The organism is Pseudomonas sp. GM55, from assembly GCF_000282395.1.
In the GTDB taxonomy this organism is placed as follows: domain Bacteria; phylum Pseudomonadota; class Gammaproteobacteria; order Pseudomonadales; family Pseudomonadaceae; genus Aquipseudomonas; species Aquipseudomonas fluorescens_CC.
Genome location: NZ_AKJJ01000036.1, coordinates 85,307 through 107,723 on the forward strand (window position 1 = coordinate 85,307; position 22,417 = coordinate 107,723).

Consider the following 22,417-nt stretch of genomic DNA (forward strand, 5'->3'; position numbering starts at 1 on the left):
GTCCCAAGCGACAGCGCGCGCTGAGGCAGGGCGCTCCAGGCCGACTTCTGCCTGATATCGAAGACAAAAAAGCCCGCCATCGAGACTTGCGCAAAGCGCTGAAACCCACGGTTGGCGTGGGTCAGCTCGAGGAAGAGATGGCAGCCTCAATGCTCCATGACATAGGTGCCAGGTGCGGGGCAAAGGAGCGGGTACTTGCGCGAGCCGAGCTTCTTCGGCGCCGGCAGTCTGTCGCCCGAGCGCTGCCCGATCCATTCGCGCCAATGCGGCCACCAGCTGCCTTGCTGGCGCTCCCCGGCGTTCTGCAGCCAGGTTTCCGGGGACTCGGCAGCAGGCGCAGCGTAGTAGAACGACTTGGGGTTGCCCGGCGGGTTCACCAGGCTCTGCAGGTGGCCGGCGTTGGACAGTACGTAGGTTGTGTCCTCGCCAAACAACCGGGCGGTCCCGTAGCAGCCCTGCCAGGGGGTGATGTGGTCGGTGGTGCCGCCAACCACATAGGCTCCTACCTTCACCTGGGTCATGTCGATCGACTCGCCGGCAATCTCCAGTGAGCCCGGGTTGCTGTAGGGGGTGTGCTGGATCAGGTCGAGGTAGTCCGCGTGCAGTTGGGCTGGTAGACGCGTGGTGTCGTTGTTCCAGGCCAGGATATCGAAGGCCGGCGGCTTGTTGCCCAGCAGGTAGTTGTTGACCCAGCAGTTCCAGATCAGGTCGTTGGGCCGCATCCAGGCGAACATGCGGGCCATGCCCTGGCCGCTCAGCACGGCCTTGAGCAGGTAGCCGGCCGAGCTGACCAGGTCCGCCGCCCGCACGCTGACCAGCGGATTGCCTGCCAGGGTCTGGTTGGCAGCCGTGCCGATCAGCTCTTGATGCCGGGTGTTGTCCGGGAGATCGCCATCCTTGCGAGCGCGCCGTTTTCGGCCGGTCGCCTGGGGGCGCTGGGTGGAGGTTGCGGTCTCGCTCGTTCGGGTGGATCTGCTCATGGCGGCTCTCGTGTTTCCGGGCGCTGTATTGTTTTGTTCCGACTCTAGGGCAGCCGCGGCCGTGGCCACCGCTCATCGCACGACAGCGAATTTTCATTTCATGACAAGGGCAATCGTGGGCCGACGAGATGAGCGGGTGGCCTGCGGGACAGTTCGCGGCCACTTAGAGGGGGAAGGGGGATAGGTATATTTAGAACCGCACCTGCATTTTTCCTGATTGCATTCGATCCAGAGCGGGCCAAGGTGAATCGACCACGTTTCTGCAGTCAGCTTCGAGTGGCTGCTCCTGGCCGATTACTGCCGGCCTCCAAAGGCTGCAGTCGACCCATAGCAGCCGCTCAGCATTGGCAGAAATTGGCCGATTTCTGCCTGTCACGACTGACCGGTTTTGATTGCAGCCCTTCGTGAAGGACAGCTATAGGCCCTGAGCGTGTAAAAACACCTCCGCGAGCCCTTGCTATGATTTCTGAGGGTTTCATCTCAGGGGTCGCCCATGAAGCGCTTCATCCAAGGTGAACATCGAGGCCAAGGCACCTTACTTCCCGAAAGCGTCGACGACTACGTCAACGATACCAATCCGATTCGCATAGTCGACGTCTTCGTCGATGAACTCGACCTAGTCAATCTGGGTTTTGACGGTGCTATTCCTGCTGACACAGGCCGGCCTGCTTACCATCCTTCAATCCTGCTGAAAATCTAGATCTACGGCTATCTCAACCGCATTCAGTCGAGCCGGCGGCTGGAACGAGAAGCTCAACGCAACGTTGAGCTTTTGTGGTTGACCGGGCGTTTGATGCCGGACTTCAAGACCATCGCGAACTTCCGAAAAGGCAATAGCAAGGCCATCCGAGGCGTCTGTCGCTAGTTCGTTGTGCTGTGTCAGCAGTTGGAACTGTTTGGAGAGAATCTGATCCCCATCGATAGCAGTAAATTCTAAGCAGTCAACAACCGCGACCGCAATTTCACGAGCGCCAAACTGTAGCGGCGAATGGGAGAAATTGAATAGAGCATCATCCCTTCGGGACGCTCAAACAGTAGATGGGTGCAACGCACTTCCTGACGCGAAAGCTGGCCGGGGTCCTCCCTCAACGTGGAGGACAAACCATGAAGATTATTGAACCGACCGGGAAGTGCAGACCATCGAGCAGGTTGTGCCCGGCGACAATGAGCAGTCCAAGAGCAAACAGGGTTGGACTTGGCAGCCAGACCAGTATGGCGAGGGCAATCATGCTTACACCGATGGCCCAGATCACCTGCATGTTAATCACACTGGGTGGGAACTGGAATGTCCAAGCGAAATTCACCGAGGTGAACTCCAGCAGGGCAAGGAATAGGCCACGCTTGAACAGGAAGGCGTAGATCAGGCCCTGCAGCAGATATATGAAATCCAAGCGGACCGTCCGACCGAGGTCTGTGAAGCACCGCTGTTCGAGCCAAGCGAGGCGTAATTGCGCCTGAAGTCTGCATCCTTACGCCGGCACCATAACCGGCGAATAGAAGTCTCTCAGATGACTCTGAAAAAAATCAGAGGCGATTCAATCTGGAGACTTCTAAGGACGCAGGATCAGCGTTTAGGCTGGTTTAAAGCAATAAACAGCCAATTTATTGCCGTCGAGGTCGCGGACATAGGCGGCATAAGCATTCGGCGCCCAATCGCGAGTTCCTGGCGCTCCTTCATCGGTACCACCGGCCGCCAGTGCTGCTGCGTGGAAAGCATCAATCGAGGCGCGATTCGGAGCTGCGAAGCTGACAGTAACCCCGTTACCTACGCTGGCAGGGGCGCCATTGGCTGGTTTTAAAACGAAGAAAGAGGGGGCGTTCTCACCCCAGATCGAACCATTGTCGGCCAGATCGGCGATGCGCTTATGGCCCAACTGACCCAAAGCACTGTCATAGAAAGCACGGGCTTTGTTCAGATCGTTGGTGCCGACGGTAACGTGGGTAAAGATGCTCATCTATTTACTTCTCCGAGTGTAAACACAGTGGGTGGTGCAGTTATGTCAGGGCAACCCTGACGAACGTCGCTGCGCCCAAGCTCAGCGATCAAAATGAATGACGGTGCGAATGCTTTTGCCTTCGTGCATCAGGTCAAAGGCGTTGTTGATGTCATCGAGCCCCATGGTATGGGTGATGAAGGTATCCAACGGGATTTCGCCCTTTTGCGCTTTCTCGACATAGCTGGGTAGCTCACTGCGCCCCTTCACGCCGCCAAAGGCCGAACCGCGCCAGACGCGACCGGTCACCAGTTGAAATGGCCGCGTGCTGATTTCCTGGCCAGCACCGGCGACGCCGATGATCACCGACTCGCCCCAACCCTTGTGGCAGCTTTCCAGCGCCGCGCGCATCAACTGAACGTTGCCGACACACTCGAAGGAGTAGTCGACGCCGCCTTCGGTCAATTCAACGATGACATCTTGAACTGGCTTGTCGTAATCCTTCGGATTGACGAAGTCGGTGGCTCCCAGTTGTTTGGCTATCTCGAACTTGGCCGGATTGATGTCCACTGCGATGATCCGCCCCGCCTTGGCCATGGTGGCGCCGATGATGGCTGCCAGGCCGATGCCCCCCAAACCGAAAATCGCTACCGTAGCGCCTGCTTCGACCTTGGCGGTATTGAGCACTGCACCGATGCCGGTCGTGACACCGCAACCGAGCAAACACACCTTCTCCAGCGGCGCTTCCCTTGGGATTTTCGCCAGCGAGATTGCTGGTAGTACGGTGTATTCAGAAAAGGTCGAACATCCCATGTAGTGATAGATGGGCTCGCCTTTGTATGAGAAGCGACTGGTGCCATCAGGCATCAGGCCTTTGCCCTGAGTGGCGCGGATTTTCTGGCAAAGGTTAGTCTTGCCGGACAGACAGAACTTGCATTCTCCGCACTCAGGGGTGTAGAGCGGGATCACGTGATCACCCACCGCTACTGAAATAACGCCCTCGCCAATCGCCTCGACGATACCGCCGCCTTCGTGACCGAGAATGGTTGGAAAGAGGCCTTCCGGGTCAGCACCGGAAAGGGTAAAGGCATCGGTATGGCAGACCCCGGTAGCGATGATCCGCACCAGTACTTCACCCGCCTGGGGCGGTGCGACATCGACTTCAACGATTTGCAGGGGCTGGTTGGCTGCGAAGGCAACGGCGGCTCGCGATTTGATCATGTTCTTGATTCCTCAGTGCAACGAAGGCGGTAGCGGTGTTGATCGTGATTGGGCCGATCACTGCCGCAGGTCCACCGTCACCGCGGTGGTCGGGCGGGTGCAACAGAGCAGAATTCGGCCGCATTCAGGGGTATCCAATGGCTCTTCGAAATACTCGACAGAACCTTTCCGCAGGGTGACCTGGCAGGTGTTACACAGGCCTGCGCGGCAATTGAATGACGGAGTCAGGCCGTTCTGTTCGGCAAGTTCGAGCAGTGATTGGCAATTCTGATCCCATGCCACGCGCCTACCCGATGGTAGAAACTCCACGGTCAGGGCCCCTTCAATCGACGCGGTCGGCGCTTTGAGTACAGGCGACGCGCGAGGAGGGGGCGCCACTGGTACGACTTCATCCTCTTCGAGGATTGTCGCCGGGCCGAAGAACTCATAATGAATGCGCTGGCTGGCGATCCCGAGGTCGCGCAACAGGCGCCAGTTCGCCTGCATAAAGAACCGGGGGCCGCACAGATAGACGTCGTAGTCGTCCAGTGGAAGAAGCCTTTGCAAGGTTTCTCGGCTTACCAGACCCTGGCTGTGAAAGGCCGCGCTGGCCTGATCGTCGGCATTCGGGTTGCGATAGCAGAAATGCACGCTGATCCCTGGGCGACGGCTGGCCAGTGCCAAAACCTCATCGCGAAAAGCATGTACCGCTCCATTTTCGCAGGCATGGATGAAATACACCGGGCGCGACGAATGTGTACTCAGTTGATGGAGCATACTCAGCATCGGAGTGAGTCCCACGCCACCACTGAACAACACCACTGGCCTGGGGCTTTCTTCGTCCAGCACGAAGGTGCCAGTGGGACCGGCGATCTCCAGGAAATCGCCGATCTGCACATGGTCGTGCAGGTGGTTGGACCCTTGACCCGGTGGCAGCTCTGGCTGGTCGAACGGTGCAGGCTCACGTTTGACCGAAATGCGGACGCGCGCAAGGTCATTGGCGTCTCCGGATAGACTGTAGTTGCGCAGCACCTTGACACCGCCGTCCAGGGCGAGGCGAACGATGAGGTACTGCCCCGGGCGAAAGCACAGGTTGGAAACGCCGTCGCTTGCCGTCAGGACGAAGGAGGTGATGACTGCGCTCTCTTGTTTTTTTTCAATCACCCGGAAGGTCTTGAAACCTGCAGAGGAGGACAGCGTTTGCAGTTGAGTGCCCATCTCATGCCTCCGTCTTTTGTTCCGCAGTGTGCCGTTGGGTGAGCGGAATCAAGCTGCCAGCCTGTTCCTGGGCAATCAACTTATCGAGGTTACGGCGAAAACGTAGCGGCCCCGAGTCGGAAGCCAGATCGATGTTGGGCGTGCTTTTATTAGCCATGCCCTTATGCACAGCACTCAGCACTACCCGATCTTCGGCAAAGGCGTGCCGGACGTCTTCGTCGAACTGGCGTGATACATCTTCATTCTCGGTATCGAAATTACGGACCTGGAACCAGTAGTAACGCGTGTTCGATTCGTCGATCGGGGTCATGAAATTGTAGGAGTTCATCAGGAACACATGTTCGTGCAGTTCACCTTCATCGCCACCCGTTCCAGCTGGCGTGAACAGCGCCTTGATAATGGCCTGGGACGGGTAGTGCACTTCGTAGTGCTGCTTGCGATCACAATGACCACTGAACTTGACGAACTTGGCATAGAAGGGTGCCACCTCGACATCGCGCATCCAGCGCGAAACAATCACACCGACATCGGTTACCGTGGTTTGCAACGGTTCCTCTGCGCAGGCTGCGTTACCAAAGGAAGATTGATGCACCCACGCGACATGTGCGGGGTCCAGCAGGTTGTCGGTCATGTACAGGTAGTTGCACGGGATAACCATGCTGTCGCCGCGATTGAGCCCCCACGCGGGGTCACCCCATTCAGGCACGTGACAAATTTTCGCTTCGTCTGCCAGTTCGAGATCACCCATCCAGATCCAGATCAAACCGTAGCGCACGGCCAGGGGGTAGCTGCGAACCCTGGCGCCTTGGGGAATGCGTTGACTACCGGGTGCGCGGACGCAGCTACCCGAGCAGTCGAAGGTCAAGCCGTGGTAACCACATTCAATGTCATCACCTTTGCGACGCCCCATTGACAGTGGCAGCTTGCGGTGAGGGCAGGCATCTTCGAGGGCTACCGGGGTGCCGTCACTCTTGCGGTAAAGCACCACAGACTCACTGAGAAGAGTCACCGGGAAGAGATCCTCTCCCAACTCGGCTTCACTGGCGGCTACATACCATGCGTTTCGCAAAAACATGGGCATTTCTCCTTATTATTTTGTTGTTCGCCCTGTGCTGGCGAACGTTGGCTAACAAGGAGGACAGGTTACGAGGATCTGCTTGAGTAAGAATAGATGTCTAAATCTGTTTGTTAGTTTAGATCTACTAACAGGTCATAGGATTGAATGAGTGCGCGGAACCTGGACTTGAACTTGCCTCAGGCAACGCATTCAAGACCGCGCAAGGCAGTCTTGAATGTGGGGTATCGCGATGGATTTCGGCCGTTGTGGTGGGCCGGGATTTATGGGTGGGATGGAGGCTGAATGAGTGGCAGTGCCACCAAGGCACGCTCCCATATTTGTCGAGTGCGCTGCCAGACGACGGCTTGCCAATCAAGATCGGCTGGGTAGAACTGTTCGAGCAGCTCCCGTTTGATTTGCCCGGCAACTGGATCCGTGAAATCCCCGTGCAGGTGCAACCAATGGTCGTTGCGCAAAACGGTATGGATCTGTTCTCCCGGATACGTGCCGCATTCAATGACGAATGGCATCAAGTGTACGTGCGGTAGCGCGTCAATGATGGCTTGTGATGTGTAGCCAGTCGCTGTTGCGGCTACGCCCGTATCACTCTGGCTGCCAGGTCCGGTGATCAGGGTGTACAGCCAAGGCCCATAGATCGCTTGAGCATCGGCAAGCGCTGGATAGGAGGACTGGGCAATCGTCATCAGCATGGGGTGGCCATAGTCCCCGGCGCCGGTGTGAAGGTCAAAACACATGACCGTGTCGCAGCGGTGCAGGTGCTCCTGCAAAATCGTATGCAGGGTTTTGTTCGTCCAACTTGCAGTTTGTCCGCCGTAGTAAAGACCGTCAGGGTGGTTGTACTGGCCGGCCTCGACAATCGACATCACCGCTGCCCAGCCTTCTGTGCGAACGCGATCGTCGAGCAGGGCGTCGGCCTTTTCGCGCGATGGCCCCGACAGCTGTTCGCAGGCATAGATAGCGTGTAGTGACTCGTACTGGCGGTTATCGGGCAGTCCTGGAGTGAAGTCCGGATAGTTGCGATTGATGTCGATGTTGTCTTCATTGACGCGGCGCATCCAGGCCGTACCCCAGGGGTTGATGAGGTGGATCATCAGCACCGCGACATCGGCAGGCAGGGTCCTTTTGTTGAATTCCTGTAACCATCTGATCTGACAGTTCGAGCCATAGTAACCTTCAACACCGTGGGTGCCACTGAGGGCGACCAGCACTTTGCTGGCGCGTGGATCGCCAAGCCAGGCAACATCGGTACTCAGTGGCTCGCCAAAGGGCCCGTTCAATGGGTGGGGGTAGGTTGTCAGGCTGGCATCTGCCGCTTTAGCGGCAGCCAGAAATTGCTCGCGTTGGCTGTTGTAACTCGGATGCGTGGGAAAACCTGTGCTCATGGTCATCTCTTGTCGATCGCTGGCACCGGACGCTCATGGAGCGTCCGGTGCGAGGGTTTTGAACGAAGCGCTATTTCAAGCGGCCGGAGAGAAACTGGGTCAATCGTTCACTTTTCGGGTTGACCAATACTTCGCCGGGATGTCCTTCTTCTTCTACGCGACCTTGATGCAAGAACATGACGTGGTTGGAAATGTTGCGGGCAAAGCCCATCTCGTGGGTGACCACGACCATGGTTCGGCCTTCCTCTGCAAGCGCTTGCATCACTTTCAACACTTCGCCGACCAGTTCCGGGTCGAGTGCTGACGTCGGTTCGTCGAAAAGCATCACTTCCGGTTCCATCGCCAGCGCACGCGCAATCGCCACGCGCTGTTGCTGACCGCCCGAGAGATGCGAGGGATATTTACTGTCCACGCTTGAGTCCAGGCCAACCTTGCGCAGGTACTGGTGGGCTCGCTGCACAGCTTCCTTGCGCTTGATGCCAAGGACATGAACGGGCGCTTCGATGATGTTTTCCAGCACCGTCATGTGCTGCCACAGGTTGAAGTGCTGGAACACCATCGACAGTTTGGTGCGTATTTTTTGCAGTTGGCGCGGATCGGCCACACTCATGGCGCCGTTGATATCCTGTTTCGTGCGAATTTCCTCGTTGTTCACGGTAATTCGCCCGGCGCAGGGCTGTTCGAGGAAGTTGATGCAGCGCAGGAAGGTGCTCTTGCCCGATCCGCTCGAACCGATGATGCTGATGACATCACCTGCTTTGGCTTTAAGCGATACACCCTTGAGGACTTCATGAGGGCCGTACTTCTTGTACAACTCATCTATTTTCAGTTTGTACATTATCGATGCTCTCCAGGTAGCGGCAGATCAATGAGCTTGAGGTTTCAAGAAGGCCAGCCAGCGGATTTCGCAGCGACGAAAAAGCCAGACCAGGGTAAACACCATCAAGGCATAGAGCACCGCCGCTATCCCGAATGCCTCGAACGAGGAGTAAGTGGCCGAGTTCACATCACGGGCGACCTTGAGCAGATCAGGAACGGTGGCGGTGAATGCAAGGGTGGTGGAGTGCAGCATGAGGATCACCTCATTGCTGTAGTACGGCAGCGCACGACGTAGCGAAGACGGCAAAATGATTCGTCGATACAAGGTAAAGCTGGACATGCCATAAGCGCGTCCGGCTTCGATTTCACCGTAAGGTGTGGCGCGGATCGCGCCGGCGAAAACCTCTGTGGTGTATGCGCAGGTGTTGAGGGCAAAAGCCAGTAACGTGCAGTTGATCCCTTCGCGAAAGAAGGCATTCAGTTCCGGTTGGGAGCGGACCATTTCCAGGCTGTAGACGCCGGTGTAAAGAAGCAGCAACTGGATATACAGCGGCGTACCCCGGAACACATAGGTATAGAACCAGACGGGCCCACGGATGAACGGATTTCTTGAGACGCGTGCCACTGCCAGTGGCACAGCGAAGACGCCGCCGATGGCGATGGAAACCACCAGCAGCCACAACGTCATGGCAACGCCGGACAGTTGATAGCCGTCGAACCAGAGGTAGGATTGCCAATACTCCTGGATGATTTCGATCATAGCTGCGCCCCTCTGACACCGGCAGAGTAGCGGCGCTCCAGCCACATCAGGATGCCGTTGGACAGGGTGGTAATCGCTAGATAAATCAGAGCGCCGATCAGGCTGAAGTAGAACAGTTGCATCGAGTGTTTGCCGGCATCCTGCGTGACCTTGACGATATCGATAAGACCGATAATCGAGACCAGCGCGGTCGCCTTGATCAGCACCTGCCAGTTGTTGCCGATGCCTGGAAGTGCGAAGCGCATCATTTGTGGGAACAGGACCCGCACAAATAGTTGTCGACGACTCATTCCATAAGCGATAGCGGCCTCAAGCTGGCCGCCAGGTACGGACTGAAAGGCGCCACGAAACGTCTCGGTGAAATAGGCACCGTAGATGAAACCAAGGGTAAAAACCCCGGCAACAAATGGATTGAGATCAACCTGCTCGAAGTGCATCCGTTCGGTAAAAACATTCAACAAAATTTGCAGGCTGTAGAACAACAGCAACATGATCACCAGATCAGGAACACTGCGGATCAACGTTGTGTAACCTGTTGCCAACACTCGCAAGAGGCGCTGGTTGGAAAGCTTTGCCGACGCACCGATTAAACCGAGCGAAACAGCCAGCAACATCGAGAGCAACGCCAGTTTGATGGTTGCGAAAGTACCTTCGAGAATCAACGCACCATAACCCTGTAAAAACATGTTCTGTCTCTCCTTCGGCAATAGTGGTCCGTAAACCGTCTATTTAGAGGCTTTGAAATCAGGGGGAATCGCGGGGGGGCATGGCCAGGGCTCTTGATCACCCATGCATGGAGATCAGAGCCCGCCAGGACAAGGACTCAGTTATAGATATCGAAGGTGAAATACTTTTTCTGAATCGCGTCGTAAGTTCCGTTCTTGTGTATTTCTGCAAGCGCACCATTGATAGCCTGGACAAGTTTTTCGTCATCCTTGCGCAGCCCAATCGCAATCCCTTGGCCTAGTAGCTCTTCATGCTGAACAGTGTCGCCGGCAAAGGCGAACCCATTGTTTTGCGGTGTTTGCAAAAAGCCGATATCCGCGACGACCGCGTCTGTAAGGGTGGCATCGATACGGCCGCTGACAAGGTCTGGGTAGAGCAGGTCTTGATTGGTGTAAGACACAACGGTAACGCCGTGTGGTGCCCAGATTGCCTTGGCGTAAGCTTCTTGAGTGCTGCCTTGGGCGACGCCGACACGCTTGCCCTTGAGCGACTCCACGGTGGGGAGCAAACCACTGTCAGCCTTGGCGATCAGACGATTGGGCGAGTTGTAGAGCCGGTCAGAGAACGCGATATTTTCTTTGCGTTTTTCGTTGACCGTCATCGCCGAAAGGATGCCATCGAACTTCTTCGCCTTGAGTGCCGGGATGATGCTGTCGAAAGCGACTTCGACCCAGACGCACTTGACCTTGAGCTGAGCGCAAATGGCATTACCCAGATCAATATCGAAACCGATTAATTGACCACTGGGCTCCTTCGATTCGAAAGGCGCGAAGGTCGGATCTACGCCGAAGCGAAGCGTGTTCATGTCGTTGGCGAACGCGTAAGTCGAAGCGAGAGCAAATACTGTGGCGAGAATTATTTTTTTCATTGTTCTTTGCCTTTTTCAGTCATTGGAGTGTGCGCAGGGCTAATGCAAGGTCAGGGTGCAAGGCTCATCGTGTTGCCCTCGCTGCCTGCAATCAGCAGCGCTGGCAGGACCAGAATACGAGAGTCTGAACATTCGAAAAGATGCCTAAAACTGTTGCTTTGTGTAGCTGAGCTAAAGTATTAATTCGCACTCGCTTTTCTGGAGGTGCCTATGAACAACTTGCCTTCTCTACGGGCCATACAGGTATTTGAAGCTGTTGGACGCTTCGGCGGGATTGTCGAAGCGGCAAGGCGATTGGGCATTTCGGCAGGGGCTGTCAGTCAGCAAATGAGATTGCTGGAAGACAGTCTGGGGATGAGCTTGACCTTCAGGGTGGGCAAGCGTATTCGCCTGACTGCTGCGGGGCAGCGATACCACGATAGCTGCGTGGCGGCGTTTGAAGTGCTGCGTATTGCTCAGGTAGAGGTCGAGCGAGCGAAGAGTGCCACCAACTTGCGAATCAGTGCCTTGCCATCGCTGCTTTCAGATTGGCTGGCTCCGCTCATCTACACTTGGCAGAGCGACCACCCGGATATTAATCTGTTCCTTGATGGCAGCCATGCGGAACCCTCACCTGACGGCTATGAAATCGATTTTCGGGTGACATACGGAGATTATGTGGCAACCGAGCACGCCATCGAGCTGTTCCGCGATTGTGTCGTTCCGGTCTATAGCCCTCACATGTTGCGTGCCGATATGCCGTTACGGACTCCGGCAGATCTGTTGGCTTATCCGCTATTGTCTATCGATTGGTTGCCCAAGTTCGCCTCCCCACCTTCCTGGCGAGATTGGTTCAGCACGCAACAAGTCGACTGTTCTCAGATTTGTGACGGTTATCGTGTCTATTCACTGTCGTCAATGGCAATCCAGGCGGCGATCCTTGGGCAGGGCGTGGTATTGGCACAATACTCAATGATTGCCGATGCCGTGGCGGATGGGCGTTTGATCATGCCGTTCGCGCAGGGGCTGCAAATGCCTTCGTCGTATTTTTTAGTGGGTGCCAAAGATGCTTTCGATAAAGCCCACTGTCGCGACTTCCATCGATGGCTGGTAGCCCGTGGACGGGATCAAATGGCAGTAAGTGAGCGACTATTGACCTGACCATAAGTGAAAAGAATAGTTACCACTTGACCTCCCGTTTGCATTCGATCTGACCACCGATTGCATCGGATTTGACCAGCACGCTTCGTAACCATGACCGGCAGAGAGTGACCCTTAGCTGCCAGTGGCGAAAAGCAGAGATCGGCCAAAAGCGGATATTGCACTCGGTCCGCTTTTGGCCGATTCCTGCCTGTCACGCCCGACCGGAATCGATCCATGGCAGCCGGTAAAAGGTTGCGAGATTTGGCCAGAAGAGCGCAGTTTCGAGCTCAGGCTGGTGATCACGAGTGTTGGACTGAGGATAAAGACAAGTGCCCCTACGTTTGGAAGAATCGCTCGGGACGGCACGGGCCAAGGGCAGCAGATGCCTTGTCGTCAATGATCTCCTCGCTGGCAAGTCGGCCCACTATCGCCGCCAGAGTGACACCAGGATGCATCGAACAAACGTACACACCGCCAATATTGGGTAGATAGCCGATGATGGGGGTGCCATCGACAGGTATTGGCCTTAGTCCGACACACGCCAATTCAGGCTCAATGGAAACAACCCCGTAGAGTTCGTTCTGGATGGCCCCGGCGGTTCGTAGCGCTATCGCTTCCGGCCGGTTTTCCAAAGCGTCTCCCAAATAATCTTCCGCCGCCAGTAACGTACCATCCGTGCTTTGCCTCACTTCCATTTCAGGGCTGGAGATGATGGTGTTCACGAGGTTGGGCTGTGTCTTGTAGCGGATGAATATTGCAGGAGAGGTTTCTATTGGAAGGGATGCGTTCAGCATCTCTGTCAGCTGTGTGATGCCGGTCCCTGCTGCCAGTACGACAATATCGGCCTCAATGTTGCCCATTGCGGTTTCAACACCGGTCACCTTTGCACTCCGGGTCATAAAGCCGAGCACTCGAGACTGTGTGAAAACCTTCGCCCCATGAGCCTGGGCACCTGCGATCAAGACATGGGTTGCTTGCACGGCGTCCAGCGCGCCTTCTTCGGCTTCATACAAGGCATGCTGAGGGGGATTCTTGAGGTTGGGCTCCAGGCCGAGAATCCGGGAGCGGGATACCAGAGTTGCCGAAGGCTGTTGACCTGAGGCTTGCTGCACCTCACCCAGGCTCGCGCTGTAGGACAGAGAGCCCGTCCATCGTGCCTCCAGACTGGGCAGCTCGGTTTGGAGTCGGCGGTACTCTTTGATGGCCGCACCGCGCAACTGCGCGATGGAGTCGGGCCCGTTGTGGGAGGTGTTGATCCATGCGAAAGAGCGTCCTGTCACGCCGGACGCTATATCTTCAGCCTCGACCAGGATGACATTGGCTCCTTTGCCCGCCAGGTGATACGCCAAGGACGCGCCCACTATGCCTGCGCCAATGACAACAACTCGTTTGCCTGCACCATTTCTCATATCAACCTCCGTTCTGTCGACCTGACGATGGTACGACAGCCGGAGGATTGATTGACGTGAAAGCCTGGTCGTCCGTGACTTCTTTGAGTGACCGCTTCAACCCGCAGCGGCCAGTCACGCCAAGCTATCGTCGGCTGGTAATGGAGGGGCGATGGGGCTGAGAGAGGGATCAATCCAGGCTAATTCAAGGTGCGAGGAAAGGTTGCAGTAAATGTTGTGCCGGTGGTGAGAGTAGACGTGACAGCCACTTCGCCGTAGTGCGCCCTTGCGATCTCCCGAACGATGAACAGACCCAACCCGACACTTCTGAGTTCGGCATTGTCATGACTGCCTCGGATCATCGGCTCGAACAAATCCCCAAGCAACACCTCAGGTATTGGGGTGCCAAAATTGTGCACGGTAATAATGGCCGCTTGATCTTCAAAGCTTGTAGAAACGGTGACTTCGCTATCGGCGGCGCCGTAGGCGACTGCATTGGCGACCAGGTTGCCGATGAGCTGATAGAGCCGATCACTGTCTGCAGAAAAATCACCTTGGCCATACCGCAGATGGGTCAACTCATGCCCGGGGAAAGCCAGGCTCAACTCGTCCAGGCAATCGGCCACCAGTTCGTGTAAATCGACGGGTTTGGGCAGGACCGAGATACCTCGCCCGACCTGAGTCAAGGTGAAATCCAGCAAATCGGCCACCAGGCGCTGCGCACGCTCTGCCGAATGGGTGATGTGGCCAAGTATCTGCACCTGTTTAGCATCCATCTCCCTGCGGCCCAGCAGTTCCGTCGCCATCTTTATGGCTGATAACGGGTTGCGCAGGTCATGACTCACAATTCCGATAAGCTGCTCGGCGAACAGGGCTCTGTCCTCAGCCGCAGCGTACGTGATGCGCAACTTGTCCTGGGTCATATCCAGTACGCGTTGGTCCTTGAGGTGTTTGGCCAAATGCCTTTCGGCAAGCATTCGGGCATTGAGCAGTTCGCGCTCGTACCTTTGGCTATCCGCGGCTTTGAACAGCGTCATTTCATGAAATATGCCAGCAGAATGCTCACAGCTGATGGCGCTGAGCATCATCGGAATGGAATGTCCGTTGTAGTGAACGAGCTCGAATTTCACGTCAGCCACGACGCCCTGGATCTGCATGAGGGGCGCCCAGTACATCTTGTGGAACGTCCTGCCCTCGAGGCTCATCAAGTCCTGGATGTGACGACCGAGCAGCTCTTCTCTCCGGTAGCCTAACCAACGGCAGAACGTGAGGTTGACCTGTACGATCTCGCCATTTTCTGCGGTCAGCAGTAAGCCGCAGTCAGCTTCGTCGAAGAGAACGTCAGAGCCGGGCTGAGAATTGTCATCTGCGGGCATTTGTATTCACTGACCAATGGGGCCGATATCTGAAAAATTATAGGCACGACTTGCGCAAGGCCCCTCAGAATTTACCCCTTTCGCAGTGATCGGCCTCGACATTCGGGGGGTTATTTTGATTTGACCCGGGTTCCCCAGGTAAATCCGAATGCCAGACTCCTGGTCTATCACATTGAAAAAACTCATCTCGTTAAACCAGCCGATCGGCTGAGGGGCGATGCTCCAATGGGTCAGGTTGAAGTGTTTGCTCAAGGCATGCCTTGGTCCTGGTACTTATTTGTTGAACTCGGGCAGAAAGCACTCCTCTAACATAAACGTGGGAAAAATTCCCGCGCAATGATACTGACTGGCTTTGAAGGATCGTGCGGAAACCGCAGCTGCTCGTTAATGCTGCAGATTGATGTTCGTGCCGGTTGGCTGGCCGCTCCAATGGGCGGCCGGGAACTCACTGGACATTGCGTTCGATACGGAGATGACGACGCAACTCCAAGCGGAGGTTGCAACATGCAGCTCAAAAAATGTTTATTGGCGCTGGCAATTGGCGGAGTCCTGTCGGCATCGACTGTCCTTGTGCCCGATTACATCGGTAGTTTCTCCAGCGTGTATGCCAAAGATGGCGGCAGCGGAGGTGGTGGCGGGGGGCACGGTGGCGGTGGCGGTGGCTCCGGAGGCGGAGGTCACGGCGGTGAAGGCGGTGGCGGTCATGGTGGCGGCGACCATGGAGAGGGTGGCGATCATGGTGCAGCAGGCCATGGCGGTGACGGTCATGGCGGGCTGGGGCGTGGCGACGCTGACCATGGTGGCATGGCCGGGAACAGAGGCCCAGGCAATGCGCGTGACAACGACAACGCGGATGATAACGACAACGATGCCGCACATGCAGCCAGGGACGCTGCCAGAAACGACGCCGATGCAGCCCGGGATGCGGCAAAAGCTAGTGCAAATGCAACCAGAGACGCCGCCAGGGCTGAGGCGGATGCAGCCAGAGACGCCGCAAAAGCTGCTGGCGTAGTAGGCGCAGATGCAACCAGAGATGCTGCCAGGGCCGCTGCAGATGCAGCCAGGGACGCCGCCAAGGCAGACGCCGATGCAGCCAGAGATGCTGCCAGGGCTGCTGCAGATGCAGCCAGGGACGCCGCCAAAGCTGACGCGAAAGCAGCCAGAGAGGCTGCCAAAGCTGAGGCGAAAGATGCCAGACAGGCTGCCAAGGTTGAGGCGAAAGATGCCCGAGAGGCTGCCAAAGTCGAGGCGAACGATGCCCGGGAGGATGTGGCGGACGCCCCGGATGTCGACGCGGTTGAGGTACACAACTAGGCCGGCACGTTCCGTAATGAACACGGCAGGCCTGGCCGTAGAAAACGTCCCGGGAACTTGAGGGGCGTATCGCCAATGAGTCGCAAGCCCTGAAGCGTCGTGGGGCTTGCGATTTTTTTTCGAAATCTGTCGCACAGTCCGAAATACTGACGAGGATGGCGGCAATGGGGGCGGAACCGGGCGGGTAAGCAATCAATCCCAGTCGTTCACAAAAAACGGAGCCCTCCCGTTTTTTGTGGCGCAGGGGCGGGAAGTGGGACTCATCTGTCCACCGACTGCTTTTGGCCGACTCTGTTGAAAAAGTCGGCCATGGTTTGCGCATCAGAAAAGTACGCGTCCAAGATTGAAATACTTACTGTTGGCAGAGGCTTCCCTGACTCGGATTTCACGCAGCAGCGTGCAAAAAAGGCGTTTTCACCCGTTAATGATCAGGCAATTTGGGCAGAGCGATTTTTTCAACAGAATCGGCCGATTGCAGTCTGATGCCAAGGGCTGCATCCGGCCCAGGTTCACCACTTGCGCAAGTGGTGAACTGTTCGTTCTACCAATCAGACTTATGTGAATCTGGTATTAGTGCTATGTGATTGGCGCGCTTTATCGATTAATCGTTGAAAGGTAATTTGCTTCTCGGCGATATCAAACCGAGAGCAAGCCATGATCCAGAGCCTCATCCGTCAATGCGTGCCCGCCGCGGCAAAGGCCGGCAGTCTTTGTTTTGCACTGGGCGCCACCAGTGCGTGTGTCTGCGCTGACGATCACGCCCCGCTGATCATCAAGGATCAGGGCAGCCTCATTGCCGGCGGTGGGGCGATCACCCAGCCGGGAACCTTCGACCCCTACAAACCGTTGATGCCCGATGGCCAGACCTATCACGGCGACCATGTGTATGCGTTCTATCAGGTTCCCGTCGGCGCTCGTCCGCTGCCGATTCTCATGCTGCATGGCGCGGGGCAGTCCGCTAAGTCCTGGGAGACAACGGCCGACGGCCGTGAAGGGTTCCAGAACATTTTCCTGCGGCGAGGATTCTCCACGTACCTGATCGACCAGCCGCGCCGTGGCGATGCGGGACGCAGCCTGGTTGAAACGACGATCAAACCGCTGCCGGACGAGCAGTTGTGGTTCAACCAGTTCCGCATCGGCCTGTGGCCCGAGAGCTTCGAAGGCAGCCAGTTTCCACGTGGGCAGGCGGCGCTGGAGCAGTTCTTCCGGGCGATGACGCCCAATACCGGGCCCTACGACGTTGAGGTCGTATCCAATGGCGTTTGCGCTCTGTTGGAAAAGACCGGGCCGGCCATCTTGTTTACACATTCCCAGGGCGGCGGCCCCGGCTGGCTGGCGGCGATCAAAAGCTCAAACGTGCGGGCCATCGTGGCGTTCGAACCGGGCAGCGGTTTCGTGTTTCCAGAGGGGGAGGTGCCTGCACCGATTGCCAGCGCGTTCGACACGCTCTCTGGCCTGGCCGTATCGGCGCAGCAGTTCAAAGCACTGACCCGAATCCCCATCGTTATCTTCTACGGCGACAACATCCCCGACCAACCGGTTCGGCTACCGGCCCAGGACAGTTGGCGCGCGCGGCTCGAGATGGCGCGCCTGTGGCGCGATACGGTGAATCGCCATGGCGGTGACGTCAGGCTCGTTCACTTGCCGGAGATCGGTATCAAGGGCAATAGCCACTTTCCTTTTTCGGACATGAACAACGTCGAGATCGCGGATCTGGTTTCGCGGTTTCTCGCTGAAAAACATCTGGATTGACCGAGAGCGCGGCGATATCGGCCATCCCTCTCACACACTTGAAACGTCAGGAGTATCCCTATGCTGCGAACCACGCTGAAGGCCACGTTGATGGCCGCCATGATCGGGATGTCGGGCGTCGAAGCCGAGGCTGCGGACTACAAGCAGAATCCATTCACGCTGACCTACGGTGGCGCGCTGACGAAGAACGAACCGGGCAAGGTCAACATCCACCCGGTCACCTACAAACTCAATGGCCTGGACATTGCCGCCAACGTTTACACCCCGGCGAACTATGATGCGGCGAAAAAGTATCCGGTTGTTGTCGTGGCGCACCCCAATGGTGGGGTGAAGGAGCAGGTCGCGGGCCTGTATGCCCAGCGTCTGGCGGATCAGGGTTACATCACGATCACGGCGGATGCGGCGTATCAAGGGGCCAGTGGTGGTGAGCCGCGCAATGTGGACAAACCGGTGCATCGCATTGAAGACATCCATGGCATGGCGGACTTCATTGCCGGCTATCCCGGCGTCGACAGCAAGCGTCTGGGCTTGCTGGGTATCTGCGGCGGTGGCGGATATTCCTTGGCGGCGGCGCGAACCGACAAGCGCTTCCAGTCGATTGCGACCTTGAGCATGTTCAACTCCGGGCTGGTTCGCCGTAATGGCTACCAGGATTCGCAACTGTCGACGATCCAGCAACGCCTGCAGCAGGCGTCGGCGGCCCGCGCCCAGGAAGCGGCGGGTGGGGAAGTGCTCTACGTCGGTGATGCCAGGCTGACTGATGAGCAGATCGCCAGGCTGCCGTTTGACCTGTATCGACAGGGCTTCGAGTACTACGGCAAGACCCACGCTCACCCCAACTCGACCTTTCGTTACACCCAGAGCAGCCTGATGGACCTGATGAGCTTCGATGCCACGGATCAGATCGAGCTGATCGACAAGCCGTTGCTGATGATCGCGGGCAGCAAGGCCGACAGCCTGTACATGTCGCAACAAGCCTTTGCCAGGGCCACCGGTACCCAGGACAAAAAACTGTTCACCATCGATGGCGCGACCCACATCGACACCTACTGGGTGCCGGCGTATGTGGACGTCGCAGTGGACCAGTTGACCGCGTTTTACGCCAGAACGCTCTGACTTGAAGGGATATGTCCTCATGAAGAACACCTTGATAGGCATCGCGGTGTGCGCCGCGGCGCCTTTTGCCGACGCCGCCGGTGCAGGCAATGCCAGTGAATCCCGGACCGCGCAGCAGATCAGCCGGGCGGGCACTCAGACTTCGGTTGCGGGACCCACGGACTACTTCACCGGGCGGGTACGCGTCGATCCCTTGTTCCCCGCCACGGACGAGATCAGTGCTTCGGGTGCTTATGTCAGCTTCGAAGCGGGCGCGCGCTCGGCCTGGCATACCCATCCAGCAGGACAGCGATTGGTGGTGACTTCCGGCGTGGGAAGGGTCCAGGAATGGGGCAAGCCGATGCAGGAAATCCGCCCGGGTGACGTGATCGTCTGCCCTCCGGGCGTCAAGCACTGGCATGGCGCCGCTCCGACGAGCGCCATGACGCACCTGGCCGTGACTGGCTCGGTGGATGGCAAGAGTGTGCAATGGCTGGAGAAAGTGACCGACGAGCAATACAACGCCCAAGGTTCGCAGGTAACGCAAGCCAAGCCTGCGGCGCAACCTCTGTCCGAGACGCTGTCCGCCAGGCAACAGGCCATCCCGTTGATGGCCGCCGCCATGGCCACGAGCAACATGTCCGGGCTCGATAGCGCATTGAATCAAGGGCTGGATGCCGGCCTGACGGTCAGCGAGGCGAAGGAAATTCTGGTGCAACTCTACGCCTACAGCGGTTTTCCACGCAGCCTCAATGCACTCGGCGAGCTGATGAAGGTGGTCGAGGCACGCAAGCGACGCGGCGTTCAGGACGATCCGGGGCGCGAGCCCGGTCGGGGCATTCCCGTCGGCGATGAACTGCTGGCGGCGGGCAAAGCCAATCAGACGCGAATCGCCGGGGCGCCGGTGCAGGGCCCGTTGTTCGACTTCGTTCCCGTCATCAACCAGTACTTGCAGGCGCACCTGTTTGGCGACATCTTCGAGCGCGACAACCTGGACTGGCAAAGTCGTGAACTGGCCACCGTCGCGGCTTTAGCCGTCACTCCCGGTGTCGAGCCGCAACTGCGCTCGCACATGGCTGCCAGCCTGCGGGTCGGCCTGACGGCTGCGCAGTTACGTCAGCTGGTTCAACTGCTGGCTGACCAGGGTGATGCCGCCGCGGCCAAGCGTGCCGCTGAAGCGCTGGACAGTGTCCAGGCCAATCAACCCAAATAGCGCAGGGCTTCGCGCAGCAAGGTGAAGGCCGGTGAGCTTTGGCGCCGGCTCGGATAGTAGAGGTGGTAGCCAGAGAAGGGTTCGCACCAGTCTTTGAGCACCTGAACCAACCGACCTTGCGCGACATGCTCCAATACCAGGTCCTCCGGCATATAGGCCAGTCCCAGTCCCTGGAGGGCGGCCTCCAGGCGCATGGCGATGTTGTTGAATACCAGTTGGCCCTCGACCCGTACTTTCAGTTCTTGCCCGTCCTTTTCGAATTCCCAGAGGAACAGGCCGCCGTAAGTCGGCATGCGCAGGGTGATGCAGTTGTGCACCATGAGGTCACTGGGAATGACCGGCCTGGGGTATCGGGTGAAATACGCCGGGGAGCCAACCACCGCCATCCGCATGTCAGGGCCGATGCGCATCGCGATCATGTCCTTGGCGACTTGTTCGCCCAGGCGAACACCGGCATCGAAGCCTTCCGCGACGATGTCGGTCAAGCCGTAGTCGACGATGATTTCGATATTGAGATCGGGATTATCGGGAAGCAGCTTCGCCAGCACCGGATGCAACAGCGTAATCGCCGAGTGCTCACCCGCCGTGATGCGCAATTTGCCGGCCGGTTTGTCGCGGAACTTGCTGAGCAACGCCAGCTCACTGTCGATTTCTTCGAGCCGGGGAGCGATCACCCGCAGCAAATGCTCGCCGGCTTCGGTGGGTGAGACGCTTCGAGTGGTGCGAGCAAGCAACCTGACCCCCAGTCGCTCTTCCAACTGACGCATCGCCCGGCTCAAGGCCGGTTGAGACATGCCCAGCCTGGCGGCGGCGCGGGTGAAACTGCGCTCTTGGGCCACGGCCGAGAAGATCGCGAGTTGGTCATAGCTTTCGACGGTCATTCATGCGTCCCTGTTATAGACAGTTTGCGATTATGCCATCTGTGCGATTGATCGTCCGGTCTCTTGGGGGAGAGAAGATAAAAAATACCGACCCTGGTTGGCCCGTCCGAAGGGCCCGAGCCATAGCATTTCAATGCCATCCGGGTCAGTCGAGTGGCAGCGATATCGTCAATCTCGTTCCTTTGTGCGGTGCGCTGTCGATCGTGAATTCCCCGCCCAGCATGCTGATGCGTTCCTTCATCCCCACCAGCCCGAACGAGTTCAGTTTTTTGCGATCGGTCATGCCTACGCCATTGTCTTTGATCTGCAGGCAAAGCCGTCGACCTTCCCTGTAGAGTTCGATATGCACCTGTGTCGCTTGCGCGTGCCGGGCAATGTTCGACAGCGATTCCTGCACGATGCGGAACAGTGTCGTGGCGGATTTTTCATTCAGTTCGCAACGGAAAGTCTGGTCTTTCACCGACATCGTGCAATCGACCGCGCTGCGCTGGCGGAACTCTTCAAGTTGCCACTCGATCGCTGCCTGCAATCCCAGATCGAGTACGGGCGGCCGAAGTTCATTGATGATACTGCGGACACTGCGGATCGCTGTATCGAGGTGATTCAGCGCATCGCTGACCTTTTCGTTGAGCTTGGGGTGCGTGGTACTGGTGCGCGCCTGCAACATGGAGACATCGATTCGCAACGCCAGCAGACTCTGTCCCAGCTCGTCATGGATATCGCGTGCGATCCGCTTTCGCTCTTCTTCCTTGATGTGCTCCTGATAGGAGGCCAGTTCACGCAGCAGCAGCTTCGATTGCAGTAATTCTTCGGCCTGCATCGTCAGTTTGCGCTGCAGGTAGAACAGGTCGACAAACACCCGGATCTTGGCGCGAAGAACCTCGGCCACAATCGGCGAGAAGATGTAATCCACTGCGCCGTACGTATAACCGCGGAAGCGCTCGGTATCCGTATCGGCCTCGGCTGTGACGAAGATGATGGGCGTGTGGGCCGATTTCGGGCGGCCGTGAATCAGTGCCGCGGTTTCAAAACCGTCCATCACGGGCATTTTCACGTCGAGCAGGATGACTGCGAAGTCGCGCTGCAACAGCAGGCGCAGCGCCTCGCGCCCGGACGTCGCCGTGGCAACATCCAGGCCCATGTCGGCAATCACCGCGGCCAGCGCCGTAAGCTTGGCGGGATTGTCATCCACCAGCAACACCGATGCAGGCACGCCATCAGGCGGGAGCGGTTGCCGCACCTGGGCTGTGTCTTTGAGTACCGGGGGTTCCTGCTGCATATTCATGCCACTCGGTTTGTGCTGGCGCCCGC

Annotated in this window: 19 protein-coding genes and 2 pseudogenes; 5 read left to right on the forward strand and 16 right to left on the reverse strand. The window is 57.5% G+C overall.

The genetic code is table 11. The features are described 5' to 3' along the window. Positions 1 to 146 precede the first annotated feature (146 nt). The gene (locus PMI31_RS07765) at positions 147 to 980 is read right to left on the reverse strand and encodes an alpha/beta fold hydrolase (RefSeq protein ID WP_008017313.1); all 834 of its coding nucleotides are present in this window, start codon (positions 978 to 980) and stop codon (positions 147 to 149) included. Between the two features lie 493 nt (positions 981 to 1,473). On the opposite strand from PMI31_RS07765, the pseudogene PMI31_RS07770 reads away from it, so the two are divergent. Further along, a pseudogene (locus PMI31_RS07770) lies at positions 1,474 to 1,959 on the forward strand (transposase); the annotation flags it as partial. Between the two features lie 130 nt (positions 1,960 to 2,089). On the opposite strand, the pseudogene PMI31_RS07775 reads toward PMI31_RS07770, so the two are convergent. The 10 genes and pseudogenes from PMI31_RS07775 to PMI31_RS07820 all read right to left on the reverse strand — a co-directional run. Then, positions 2,090 to 2,341: pseudogene (locus PMI31_RS07775) on the reverse strand (hypothetical protein); the annotation flags it as partial. A gap of 210 nt (positions 2,342 to 2,551) precedes the next feature. Further along, a complete protein-coding gene (locus PMI31_RS07780; RefSeq protein WP_008017318.1) occupies positions 2,552 to 2,935 on the reverse strand; it encodes a VOC family protein in 384 nt (127 codons plus the stop codon). Positions 2,936 to 3,016: 81 nt separating this feature from the next. Then, positions 3,017 to 4,135, reverse strand: a complete 1,119-nt coding sequence (locus PMI31_RS07785) for an S-(hydroxymethyl)glutathione dehydrogenase/class III alcohol dehydrogenase (protein WP_008017320.1) — start codon at positions 4,133 to 4,135, stop codon at positions 3,017 to 3,019. A 57-nt stretch (positions 4,136 to 4,192) separates the two neighbouring features. Next, positions 4,193 to 5,332 (reverse strand): FAD-binding oxidoreductase, encoded by a 1,140-nt coding sequence (locus tag PMI31_RS07790; protein ID WP_008017321.1) that lies wholly within the window; start codon positions 5,330 to 5,332, stop codon positions 4,193 to 4,195. 1 nt (position 5,333) lies between these two features. Then, positions 5,334 to 6,407, reverse strand: a complete 1,074-nt coding sequence (locus PMI31_RS07795; protein ID WP_008017323.1) for an aromatic ring-hydroxylating dioxygenase subunit alpha — start codon at positions 6,405 to 6,407, stop codon at positions 5,334 to 5,336. Positions 6,408 to 6,670: 263 nt separating this feature from the next. After that, positions 6,671 to 7,792 carry a DUF2817 domain-containing protein gene (locus PMI31_RS07800; RefSeq protein ID WP_008017325.1) on the reverse strand — a complete coding sequence of 374 codons (1,122 nt, stop codon included), beginning with the start codon at positions 7,790 to 7,792 and terminating at the stop codon, positions 6,671 to 6,673. 70 nt (positions 7,793 to 7,862) lie between these two features. Continuing rightward, positions 7,863 to 8,630 (reverse strand): ABC transporter ATP-binding protein, encoded by a 768-nt coding sequence (locus PMI31_RS07805; RefSeq protein ID WP_008017326.1) that lies wholly within the window; start codon positions 8,628 to 8,630, stop codon positions 7,863 to 7,865. Positions 8,631 to 8,657: 27 nt separating this feature from the next. Continuing rightward, entirely contained in the window at positions 8,658 to 9,371 is a 714-nt protein-coding gene (locus tag PMI31_RS07810; protein WP_008017327.1) for an ABC transporter permease, read from the reverse strand. After that, positions 9,368 to 10,057: an ABC transporter permease gene (locus tag PMI31_RS07815; protein WP_008017329.1), complete on the reverse strand. Its 690-nt coding sequence runs from the start codon at positions 10,055 to 10,057 to the stop codon at positions 9,368 to 9,370. The genes PMI31_RS07810 and PMI31_RS07815 overlap by 4 nt, the downstream gene beginning before the upstream one ends. 137 nt (positions 10,058 to 10,194) lie before the next feature. Then, the gene (locus tag PMI31_RS07820) at positions 10,195 to 10,965 is read right to left on the reverse strand and encodes an ABC transporter substrate-binding protein (RefSeq protein WP_008017331.1); all 771 of its coding nucleotides are present in this window, start codon (positions 10,963 to 10,965) and stop codon (positions 10,195 to 10,197) included. Positions 10,966 to 11,175: 210 nt separating this feature from the next. Between PMI31_RS07820 and PMI31_RS07825 the strand changes: the two genes are divergently transcribed. After that, a complete protein-coding gene (locus PMI31_RS07825; RefSeq protein WP_008017333.1) occupies positions 11,176 to 12,105 on the forward strand; it encodes a LysR substrate-binding domain-containing protein in 930 nt (309 codons plus the stop codon). 317 nt (positions 12,106 to 12,422) lie between these two features. Here PMI31_RS07825 and PMI31_RS07830 read toward each other — a convergent pair whose 3' ends face one another. The 3 genes from PMI31_RS07830 to PMI31_RS31050 form a co-directional block, all read right to left on the reverse strand. Continuing rightward, complete coding sequence (locus tag PMI31_RS07830) at positions 12,423 to 13,535, reverse strand: NAD(P)/FAD-dependent oxidoreductase (RefSeq protein ID WP_338010032.1); 1,113 nt, start codon at positions 13,533 to 13,535, stop codon at positions 12,423 to 12,425. A gap of 140 nt (positions 13,536 to 13,675) precedes the next feature. After that, positions 13,676 to 14,851 carry a PAS domain-containing sensor histidine kinase gene (locus PMI31_RS07835; protein WP_008017335.1) on the reverse strand — a complete coding sequence of 392 codons (1,176 nt, stop codon included), beginning with the start codon at positions 14,849 to 14,851 and terminating at the stop codon, positions 13,676 to 13,678. Positions 14,852 to 15,373: 522 nt separating this feature from the next. Continuing rightward, the gene (locus PMI31_RS31050; protein ID WP_008017336.1) at positions 15,374 to 16,189 is read right to left on the reverse strand and encodes a hypothetical protein; all 816 of its coding nucleotides are present in this window, start codon (positions 16,187 to 16,189) and stop codon (positions 15,374 to 15,376) included. A gap of 630 nt (positions 16,190 to 16,819) precedes the next feature. Here PMI31_RS31050 and PMI31_RS07845 point away from each other — a divergent pair. From PMI31_RS07845 to PMI31_RS07855, 3 genes are read left to right on the forward strand one after another with little or no spacing between them, the layout of a single operon-like run. Continuing rightward, positions 16,820 to 17,917, forward strand: coding sequence for an alpha/beta hydrolase (locus tag PMI31_RS07845; RefSeq protein WP_008017337.1), 1,098 nt, complete (start codon positions 16,820 to 16,822; stop codon positions 17,915 to 17,917). 60 nt (positions 17,918 to 17,977) lie between these two features. Further along, on the forward strand, positions 17,978 to 19,033 hold the full coding sequence (locus PMI31_RS07850; protein ID WP_008017338.1) for an alpha/beta hydrolase: 1,056 nt from the start codon (positions 17,978 to 17,980) through the stop codon (positions 19,031 to 19,033). Positions 19,034 to 19,052: 19 nt separating this feature from the next. After that, positions 19,053 to 20,225 (forward strand): (R)-mandelonitrile lyase, encoded by a 1,173-nt coding sequence (locus PMI31_RS07855; RefSeq protein ID WP_008017339.1) that lies wholly within the window; start codon positions 19,053 to 19,055, stop codon positions 20,223 to 20,225. Here PMI31_RS07855 and PMI31_RS07860 read toward each other — a convergent pair. Together PMI31_RS07860 and PMI31_RS07865 are read right to left on the reverse strand one after the other, a co-directional pair. Further along, positions 20,213 to 21,106, reverse strand: coding sequence for a LysR family transcriptional regulator (locus tag PMI31_RS07860; protein WP_008017340.1), 894 nt, complete (start codon positions 21,104 to 21,106; stop codon positions 20,213 to 20,215). The genes PMI31_RS07855 and PMI31_RS07860 overlap by 13 nt on opposite strands. A 145-nt stretch (positions 21,107 to 21,251) precedes the next feature. Continuing rightward, positions 21,252 to 22,391 carry an ATP-binding response regulator gene (locus PMI31_RS07865; RefSeq protein ID WP_238539271.1) on the reverse strand — a complete coding sequence of 380 codons (1,140 nt, stop codon included), beginning with the start codon at positions 22,389 to 22,391 and terminating at the stop codon, positions 21,252 to 21,254. Between the last annotated feature and the right edge of the window lie 26 nt (positions 22,392 to 22,417).

Coding starts and splice junctions, on each gene's coding strand:
- PMI31_RS07795 (WP_008017323.1), bottom strand. CDS start 6,407: ATGTTTTTGCGAAACGCATGGTATGTAGCCGCCAGTGAAGCCGAGTTG.
- PMI31_RS07815 (WP_008017329.1), bottom strand. CDS start 10,057: ATGTTTTTACAGGGTTATGGTGCGTTGATTCTCGAAGGTACTTTCGCA.
- PMI31_RS07825 (WP_008017333.1), top strand. CDS start 11,176: ATGAACAACTTGCCTTCTCTACGGGCCATACAGGTATTTGAAGCTGTT.
- PMI31_RS07820 (WP_008017331.1), bottom strand. CDS start 10,965: ATGAAAAAAATAATTCTCGCCACAGTATTTGCTCTCGCTTCGACTTAC.
- PMI31_RS07865 (WP_238539271.1), bottom strand. CDS start 22,391: ATGAATATGCAGCAGGAACCCCCGGTACTCAAAGACACAGCCCAGGTG.
- PMI31_RS07790 (WP_008017321.1), bottom strand. CDS start 5,332: ATGGGCACTCAACTGCAAACGCTGTCCTCCTCTGCAGGTTTCAAGACC.
- PMI31_RS07800 (WP_008017325.1), bottom strand. CDS start 7,792: ATGAGCACAGGTTTTCCCACGCATCCGAGTTACAACAGCCAACGCGAG.
- PMI31_RS07845 (WP_008017337.1), top strand. CDS start 16,820: ATGATCCAGAGCCTCATCCGTCAATGCGTGCCCGCCGCGGCAAAGGCC.
- PMI31_RS07805 (WP_008017326.1), bottom strand. CDS start 8,630: ATGTACAAACTGAAAATAGATGAGTTGTACAAGAAGTACGGCCCTCAT.
- PMI31_RS07855 (WP_008017339.1), top strand. CDS start 19,053: ATGAAGAACACCTTGATAGGCATCGCGGTGTGCGCCGCGGCGCCTTTT.
- PMI31_RS07850 (WP_008017338.1), top strand. CDS start 17,978: ATGCTGCGAACCACGCTGAAGGCCACGTTGATGGCCGCCATGATCGGG.
- PMI31_RS07785 (WP_008017320.1), bottom strand. CDS start 4,135: ATGATCAAATCGCGAGCCGCCGTTGCCTTCGCAGCCAACCAGCCCCTG.
- PMI31_RS07835 (WP_008017335.1), bottom strand. CDS start 14,851: ATGCCCGCAGATGACAATTCTCAGCCCGGCTCTGACGTTCTCTTCGAC.
- PMI31_RS07810 (WP_008017327.1), bottom strand. CDS start 9,371: ATGATCGAAATCATCCAGGAGTATTGGCAATCCTACCTCTGGTTCGAC.
- PMI31_RS07780 (WP_008017318.1), bottom strand. CDS start 2,935: ATGAGCATCTTTACCCACGTTACCGTCGGCACCAACGATCTGAACAAA.
- PMI31_RS07860 (WP_008017340.1), bottom strand. CDS start 21,106: ATGACCGTCGAAAGCTATGACCAACTCGCGATCTTCTCGGCCGTGGCC.
- PMI31_RS07765 (WP_008017313.1), bottom strand. CDS start 980: ATGAGCAGATCCACCCGAACGAGCGAGACCGCAACCTCCACCCAGCGC.